6 protein-coding genes are annotated in these 8,349 nt (G+C 53.1%); 3 read left to right on the top strand and 3 right to left on the bottom strand.

The annotated features are described in order from the left end of the window. Positions 1-370, bottom strand: a 370-nt coding sequence (locus ACTG33_RS06400) for a TonB-dependent receptor plug domain-containing protein (protein ID WP_439134368.1), incomplete at its 3' end; no start/stop codon positions are given. A gap of 538 nt (positions 371-908) precedes the next feature. Here ACTG33_RS06400 and leuS point away from each other — a divergent pair. The 3 genes from leuS (at position 909) to holA (ending at position 5,250) form a co-directional block, all read left to right on the top strand. Continuing rightward, positions 909-3,530: a leucine--tRNA ligase gene (gene leuS / locus ACTG33_RS06395; RefSeq protein ID WP_439134367.1), complete on the top strand. Its 2,622-nt coding sequence runs from the start codon at positions 909-911 to the stop codon at positions 3,528-3,530. A gap of 99 nt (positions 3,531-3,629) precedes the next feature. Then, positions 3,630-4,217, top strand: a complete 588-nt coding sequence (locus ACTG33_RS06390) for an LPS-assembly lipoprotein LptE (protein WP_439134366.1) — start codon at positions 3,630-3,632, stop codon at positions 4,215-4,217. Continuing rightward, the gene (gene holA, locus ACTG33_RS06385; protein ID WP_439134365.1) at positions 4,198-5,250 is read left to right on the top strand and encodes a DNA polymerase III subunit delta; all 1,053 of its coding nucleotides are present in this window, start codon (positions 4,198-4,200) and stop codon (positions 5,248-5,250) included. The genes ACTG33_RS06390 and holA overlap by 20 nt, the downstream gene beginning before the upstream one ends. Positions 5,251-5,267: 17 nt before the next feature. On the opposite strand, the gene ACTG33_RS06380 is transcribed toward holA, so the two are convergent. Both ACTG33_RS06380 and ACTG33_RS06375 read right to left on the bottom strand, forming a co-directional pair. Further along, positions 5,268-7,571, bottom strand: coding sequence for a putative bifunctional diguanylate cyclase/phosphodiesterase (locus tag ACTG33_RS06380; RefSeq protein ID WP_439134364.1), 2,304 nt, complete (start codon positions 7,569-7,571; stop codon positions 5,268-5,270). A 67-nt stretch (positions 7,572-7,638) separates the two neighbouring features. Then, on the bottom strand, positions 7,639-8,349 hold a 711-nt coding region (locus ACTG33_RS06375; RefSeq protein ID WP_439134363.1), incomplete at its 5' end, for a HesA/MoeB/ThiF family protein.

Here is an 8,349-nt window from a genome sequence, read left to right as displayed (position 1 = left end):
CAGCTTGGCCATTCACCAAAGTCAGGTTGCGGGAAGGTTCCATACCACGGATTGTGACACCCTGGCCCTCACCGAAGTCACGGGAAATCGCCACACCAGGAATACGAGCCAAGGATTCCGCTACGTTCTTATCTGGAAATTTGCCAATATCTTCTGACGTAATGGCATCAACCACAGAACTTGAAAAGCGCTTGATATCCATACTTTTTTGCAGGCTTTGGCGAATCCCCAAAACCTCAACCTCTTCAATTCTTTCGACTTTATCGTCCTGGGCATACACTGCCCCGGACAAAGCCATTGCACTTAAAGAACCGCCAACCAGAACCGCACTGTTAATAGCACGGATCGCACCCCGTAGATTTATCGCCATGATGTAGTCTCCTCAGACATGGAGTTCATTTGCTCTTAATGTTCAGAACTATCGTTATTTAGGAAAACAACTTCCCGCTTCTGTATCAGTCCAGCTGTATCAGCTTAACGAGAGGACAACGTTGTCTTGAGAATAAAACTACACGCACCCAGACAACGTTGTCAACAAAATTTAACAATTATTCCTGTAGTCTCTTTTCCCTTTCGCGCCACGCATCCTCAAAGGGCGAAATCATCGACCTGCGCACCACACTTAAGCACTTGATCTTAAAGATTTTCTTGGCCAAACAGCCTGATAACGCCACCTCTGGTCGTTTTACGAGCAAAAGCACAGCAAAACCCCTCTTCCCCGACACCCTGGTAGGATCAATGCTGCATCGCTTTCTCATCCGACAGCGCCTATAATGTTGCGCTTTGTGACGCCCTGCCGCCTCAGACGGTGTGACGCGCTCACGTATCACTATTCCCGCGACATCAGGCGGCCTTAACCAGCCCTCTGATTGTCCAATTGCAGGTTTACAGACAGGTCCACGGAGACAATGGAAGAGCAATATCAACCATCGGCGATTGAAGCCCAGGCCCAGCAAGACTGGGACACCCAACAGTGTTTTGAAGTAACCGAAGACGCATCCAAAGAGAAATTCTATTGTCTGGCCATGTTTCCCTACCCCAGCGGCAAGCTGCATATGGGTCACGTGCGCAACTACACCATCACTGATGTGATCTCCCGCTATCAGCGCATGCAAGGCAAGAACGTTCTGCACCCTATGGGATGGGATGCTTTTGGCCTGCCCGCCGAGAACGCGGCCATCGCCAACAAGACTGCACCGGCCAACTGGACCTACAGCAACGTTGACTATATGAAAGGCCAGCTGAAAAGCCTGGGCTTTGGTTTTGATTGGAGCCGTGAGCTGGCCACCTGTCAGCCCAGCTATTACAAGTGGGAACAGTGGTTCTTCACCCGTCTGTACGAAAAGGGTCTGGTTTATAAAAAGATGGCGACCGTCAACTGGGATCCTGTGGATCAGACGGTACTGGCGAACGAGCAGGTTATCGATGGACGCGGCTGGCGCTCCGGCGCGCTGGTGGAACGCAAAGAGATTCCTCAGTGGTTCATTAAAATCACCGATTACGCCGATGAGCTGTTAACCAGCCTCGACGGTCTGCCGGACTGGCCTGAACAGGTCAAAACCATGCAGAAGAACTGGATTGGCAAATCCAAAGGTGTCGAGATGACCTTTGATTTAGCCGCTCCTGTTGCAGAACATACCAGCTTTGACGTTTACACCACCCGGCCTGACACCTTGATGGGCGTAACTTACGTCAGTCTGGCCGCCGAGCACCCCATCAGCCTGCAATTGGCCAAAGACAATACTGAACTGGCTGCTTTTATTCAGGAATGCAAAACCAATTCCGTAGCCGAAGCCGACATGGCCACCATGGACAAAAAAGGCCTGGATACCGGCCTGAAGGCCATCCACCCGCTGACGGGTGAAGAAGTACCGGTCTGGATCGCCAACTACGTATTGATGGATTACGGCTCTGGCGCTGTAATGGCGGTACCCGCGCACGATGAGCGTGACTTTGCCTTTGCCAACAAGTACAGCCTGCCGATCAAACAGGTCATTGCCAGCACCGCGAAAGGCGAGGATGAATTTTCCAGTTCCGAATGGCAGGAGTGGTACGCCCGCAAGACCGACATCCAGCTGGTCAATTCCAGCCAGTTTGACGGCCTGACGTTCAAGAAAGCCTTCGATGCCATTGCCAAGGCGCTCTACGACGCTGGCAAAGGTTCCGTGAAGACCAATTACCGCCTGCGCGACTGGGGGGTATCCCGTCAACGCTACTGGGGCTCTCCCATCCCTATGCTGAACCTGCCTGAAGGCGGCGAGATTCCGGTGCCAATGGAAAAACTGCCGGTTCTGCTGCCTGAAGACGTGATCATGGACGGCACCAACAGCCCCATCAAATCCGATACCGAGTGGCGTAAAGCTGATTGGTACGCAGCAGGCGCGGAACACGAAACCGATACCTTCGACACCTTTATGGAGTCCTCCTGGTATTACGCCCGTTACACCTGTCCAGATTTTGAACAGGGCATGCTGGATCCGGATCGCGCCAACTACTGGCTGCCAGTGGATCAGTACGTAGGGGGAATCGAACACGCCATTCTGCACCTGCTCTACGCCCGCTTCTTCCACAAACTGATGCGCGACGAAGGTCTGGTGAACTCCGACGAGCCGTTCAAACAGTTGTTGTGCCAGGGCATGGTACTGGCGGACTCCTTCTATAAACAGAACGACGATGGCAGCAAAACGTGGTTTAACCCGGCTGAGGTTGAACTGGAACGCGACGACAAGGGTAAGGTTTTGAAAGCCTCTCACCCGGAAGCCGGCGAACTGGAAATGGGCGGCATGACCAAGATGTCCAAATCCAAAAACAACGGTATTGATCCGCAAACCGCCGTGGATCAATACGGTGCCGACACCGTCCGTCTGTTCACCATGTTCGCAGCCCCCCCGGAGCAAACGCTGGAATGGAGCGATTCCGGGGTGGAAGGCGCCAGCCGCTTCTTGCGCCGCCTGTGGAAAACCGTTCACGGGCACCTGGCCGCCGGTGACGTCGCTGAGTTGAATGCCGAAACACTGGATTCCCTGAACGATGCCCAGAAAGACCTGCGTCGTAAAACTCATGAGACCATTGCCAAGGTCAGCGATGACTTCGGTCGTCGCCAGACCTTCAACACCGCCGTTGCGGCAGTGATGGAACTGCTCAACGACATCACCCGCAACGCCGACCGTGCCTCGTCCCAGACCCGTGCGGTTGAACGTGAAGCGCTGGAGTCCGCCACCCTGCTGCTGGCTCCCATCGTGCCTCACATCGCTCACGCTTTGTGGCAGACCTTGGGGAATGGCGATCAGGTGATTGATGCCGAGTGGCCGAAAGTCGATGAAGCGGCTCTGGTGAAAACCTCGATTCAGCTGGTCGTGCAAATTAATGGTAAAGTACGGGCCAAACTGGACGTCGCCGCCGACGCCAGCCAGGACAGCATCATTGAACTCGCCAAGAGCGATCCGAATGTGCAGAAATTCCTGGAGGGTAAAGAGATCAAAATGTGCAAAGTCATCCCCGGAAAACTGGTAACTTTCGCCGTTAAATAAAGCAAAAGATAAGGTTATCGCGAGCCTCGCAGGGAAAACTATCTGCAGCTCGCGATGACACTGTCAGAGTTATATAAATAATCAGAAAATGGATATTTTATGAAGAAATTGCTCACCATCCTTGTTAGCACTGTACTTACTACGACTTTGTTAAGCGCCTGCGGCTGGCACTTGCGAGGCTCCATGAGTATGCCGCTGGATCTCGAAAGCGTATTCGTTACGGCTGACGACAGTCATGGCTCTCTGATCACGGACCTGAAACGCACTCTGGTGTCCAACAATGTCACCACCACCGACAACTCTGCTGAAGCTCAATACAGTATTATCCTGAGTAATGAAGAGCAGGATCGCCGCACGGTTTCCGTCGGCAACGATGCGCTGGCGGCTGAGTACGAACTCAATATGAGCGTCGACTACCGCATCACCAATCAAGCCGGCGAAGAAGTGGCCAACAACAATGCCAGCACCTACCGCTCTTACACTTTCAACCGTGATGCGGTCGTGGCAAAATCCGAAGAAGAGCGTCTAATCAAGCAGGAAATGCGCAACAACCTGGTTCAACAGATCCTGCGTCGCCTGCGCTTTGTCAGCCAGGAACAGGCTCAAAGCACGAACCCGTCTGAGGCCGTCGAGCCCTCCTCTTCTGCCATTAACAACAGCGAAACCAATGGCCAAACTGCGCCCTGATCAACTGAATGGAGCCCTGCGCAAACAGCTGGCTCCCGTCTATCTCATCAGCGGAGACGAACCTCTGCTGGTGCAGGAAAGTTGTGACCTGATTCGTCAGGCTGCCCGCAAGGCCGGATTCACCGAGCGCGAGCTGCATCACGCCGAGGCCAGCTTCGACTGGGATGAACTCCTAACCTCCGCCAACAGCCTGTCGCTCTTCGCTGATCGCAAAATCCTTGAACTGCGCATCGACAACGGCAAGCCTGGTGACAAGGGTGGCAAAGCCCTGACCCGCTACTGCGAAAACCCACCTGAAGACACGCTACTGCTGATTGTGATGCCCAAACTCGATGGCAGCAGTCAACGCAGCAAATGGTTTAAAGCGGTCGACAAGGTGGCGACCTTTGTGCAGATTTGGCCTATCGCGCCGCCACAGTTGCCCCGCTGGATTGATCAGCGCATTCAATTGGCCGGCATGACAGCCAGTCATGATGCCATTGAAATGCTGGCAGCCCGTATTGAAGGCAATCTATTAGCCGCTGCCCAGGAAATTGAAAAACTGAAACTACTGGCTGTGGATGGTCAGGTCACTGCCGAAATGATTGCCGGCTCCGTGGCTGACAGCGCCCGCTACGATGTATTCAACTTGATCGATAAAGCCCTGCACGGCGATGCTCGCTCTGCGGTTCGCACCCTACAGGGGCTGAAAGGAGAAGGCACCGATGCCACAGTAATCCTGTGGGCACTGGCAAGGGAAATCCGCACACTGTCTCAGATTGCCCACGCCATGCAGCAGGGCCAACCACTGGATCGTGCTGCCAAAAGTGCCGGGGTTTGGGATAAAAGGAAAGCCCTGGTCGCCAACGCTCTGCGCCGCTTAAAACTGACCCAGCTGCAAATGCTGCTGCGCAAGGCAAACGGTATCGACAAAGCGATCAAAGGCTTGCGCCGCGCCGACGCCTGGGACGAACTGATGGATTTAACGTTGAATCTGAGCGGCACCTTCAGTTTGTCGCCTCAGGTACAAAAACTGTCTCTGGCCATTAGCTAAAATACGCCAATCATTGATCAAGCCAATTTATTGCTTAAAGTCACCACATTGGCCGTAGAATAGAACTCGCCACCGCGCAAGTGTTGATCCAGCTGCTCTACCGACATAGGTTTGGCGTACAAAAAGCCCTGAACCATATCGCAACCTTGTTGCCGCAACCACTCCGCCTGCTCTTCATATTCCACCCCCTCAGCAACCACATTCAATGCCATGTTGTGGGCCAGGTTGATAATGGATTTCGCAATTGCGGCGTCGTTCTGATCCGTGGCAATGTCGTTGATAAAACTGCGGTCAATTTTTAACTTCTGAATTGGGAAGCGCTTCAGATACGCCAGCGACGAATAGCCTGTGCCAAAATCGTCAATCGCCAGTGAAACCCCCATCGCATTGAGTTCATTCATCATGTTGATGGTCTGACCCGCATGCTCCATGGCCGAACTCTCGGTGATTTCCAGCTCAAGATAGCGGGCGGGCAAGCCGGTTTGTTTCAGAATTTCTCCCACCCGTTGCGTAAAGCTACGCTCACGCAATTGTCTCGGCGACAGGTTCACAGAGACTTTTTGACAATACTTCCCCTCGCGCAGCCAGATTTTTTGCTGCTGACACGCGGCACGCAATACCCAGTCACCCAGAAGGACAATCAGGTCGGTCTCTTCCGCGAGTGGAATAAAGTGGGCGGGAGACACAAGACCCCGTTCGGGGTGCTCCCAGCGAACCAGCGCTTCCATCCCCAACAGACTTCCGGTTTGTAAATCAAACTGTGGCTGATAGTGAAGCAACAACTGGTCGGTATCGATGGCTCGGCGCAGGTCGTTTTCCAGCAACAAAAAGTTCACTGCCGATGCGCTCATGCCATCGGCATAAAATTTAAAGTTATCCTTGCCCGCCTCTTTGGCTTTGTACATGGCAATATCAGCGTGCTTCAACAAACTGTCCGCCTCATCACCGTCCTGCGGGAAAACGCTGATGCCAATACTGGCCGAGGTGGAAATCTCGTGCTTCATCACGTTAATCGGTCTCGCGACACTGGCCAACACCTTGCGGGCAACGCAGGCAATATCCTCTTCCGAGTGGACGCCTTCCAGCACCAGAACAAACTCGTCCCCGCCAAGGCGGGCAACGGTGTCCATATCTCGCACATTTTCTTCAAGACGCTTTGACAGCGCTTTCAAAAACATGTCCCCGGCATCGTGCCCAAGACTGTCGTTAATATTCTTAAAACGATCCAGATCGAGCAGCATCAACGCCAGACGATTCCCGCTGCGTCGGGCCCGCGCCAGGCCGTGATTAATGCGATCGTAGAACAATGCCCGGTTGGGCAGAGAAGTCAGGGAGTCGTGAAACGCCATATAATTCAGGCGAGACTGCTGGTCGCGCAACGCATCTTCGGCGTTTTTACGCTCAGTAATATCGGTACTGATGCTACAGAGACCGAAGACCTTTCCTTTCTTGTCTCTCAGCGGGAAGCGCACCATCCAGTAAGTATGGAGCGAACCATCCTTGTGGCGGATCTCTTCCTCAAGCTCATGAGGCTCCAGCGTTTCGAGAACGAGCGAGTCAGCTTCAGTAATCTTTTGGGCGAGCTCCGGCTCGTAGACATCCTGGATATTGCTGCCCACATAACCGTCGTCCGAGATTCCTTCGATGTGTTTAAAGTGATCACTGGCCAACACCACATTACCGTCGAGATCCTTCACTGAGATCAGCGCCGGCGAGTAATACAGGATCGCATTCAGGTAGGTTTCACTGGCCCAAAGCGCCTGTTCAGCGATGCGGAATTTATCCGCCTGCTCCGCATAGTGGCGCATCTGGATAACCTGATAAATCATCAGGCCACTGAATGCCCACAAGCTGTCCAAACGACTCATAGCGGCCTGCAATTGCTCATGGTCAGTGCTGGATTCACAGTAGTACACCGCCACGGAGCTATCCTCATCCCCAACAGGCTGAACCGCCACGCTCTGAACATCCGCTTTGAGGTCGCCCAAACCGAGTGACGCAGTCGTCTCATTGTCGCTACCAAGTTCGAAGCCTGTGGCTTCAACTGAGTGAAACGCCTGACGGATTAAGCCCTGAGGAAGATTTTGAAAGCTATTCAGTGGTGCAGATAAGCTCACGGAAGTGTCTCCATGAACCATGGCTTCGACATACAACTCATCATCACGGCACACCACCAGAACACAGCGGGTAATCACAGGCTGAGCCACAACCAGCTTTACCAGGCGTTCAGCGATCTGCTTGTGATTCAGATCTTTAAACAACCGCTGGAACTTTCTGATCAGCTCCACGGCACTGTGCTTTGCCTCGGTTTTTAACTGCATATCTGCCAACTCATTACCGCCAATTCAATAAATTTACAACTTGTGACAGGTCTATCTTTGAACACCGCTAGCCTTTCGAATAACTTCTATTCCCTTGATGACACACAGGGCAAGCCGGGTCACGGGGCAACTTTAACGTACGCCAATCGGCACTCAGACCATCAAACATCATCAGCTTTGCAGTTAGCGGCTGACCTACCTGCGCCAACACCTTTAAAGTTTCCAGTGCTTGCATAGAGCCGATCACCCCCACCAGAGGCGCAATCACCCCGCTTTCGGAGCAGGTTAGATTCTCATCCGATTCCTCTGCGTAGAGGCAACGGTAACAAGGAGCCTCGCCCTGTCTTGGATCAAATACCGCCACCTGCCCTTCAAACCGGATCGCCGCACCAGAGACCAGCGGTGTTCCGCTGCTGACACTGGCACGGTTAATAGCATGCCGGGTGGTGAAATTATCACTGCAATCTATTACTACATCGGCCGACTTCACTTCTTCATGAAGTCTCATTTCGTCCAAACGCTCAGAAATAACAATAGTTTCTACGGTCGCATTAAGTTGCTTGAGACTTTGCTGCGCTGACACCGCCTTATTTGTTCCTATATCGTTGCTGCCATGAGCAATTTGACGCTGTAAATTGGACAGATCCACCTCATCAAAATCCGCCAGCACCAGCTGTCCCACACCTGCCGCGGCCAAATACATAGCAACGGGACAACCCAAACCACCCAGCCCGACAATCAACGCCCGACTGTTCAAGATGGCTTCTTGCCCCTGAAT

It is taken from the genome of Pseudomaricurvus sp. (genome assembly GCF_965662505.1).
Taxonomy (GTDB): domain Bacteria; phylum Pseudomonadota; class Gammaproteobacteria; order Pseudomonadales; family Cellvibrionaceae; genus Pseudomaricurvus.
The sequence above is the reverse complement of the archived record's forward strand: the minus strand, read 5'-3'. Positions and strand labels throughout refer to the sequence as shown.

Bases quoted from the DNA above. Each gene is read 5' to 3' on its own strand.
- leuS (WP_439134367.1), top strand. From the start codon at position 909: ATGGAAGAGCAATATCAACCATCGGCGATTGAAGCCCAGGCCCAGCAA.
- ACTG33_RS06390 (WP_439134366.1), top strand. From the start codon at position 3,630: ATGAAGAAATTGCTCACCATCCTTGTTAGCACTGTACTTACTACGACT.
- holA (WP_439134365.1), top strand. From the start codon at position 4,198: ATGGCCAAACTGCGCCCTGATCAACTGAATGGAGCCCTGCGCAAACAG.
- ACTG33_RS06380 (WP_439134364.1), bottom strand. From the start codon at position 7,571: ATGCAGTTAAAAACCGAGGCAAAGCACAGTGCCGTGGAGCTGATCAGA.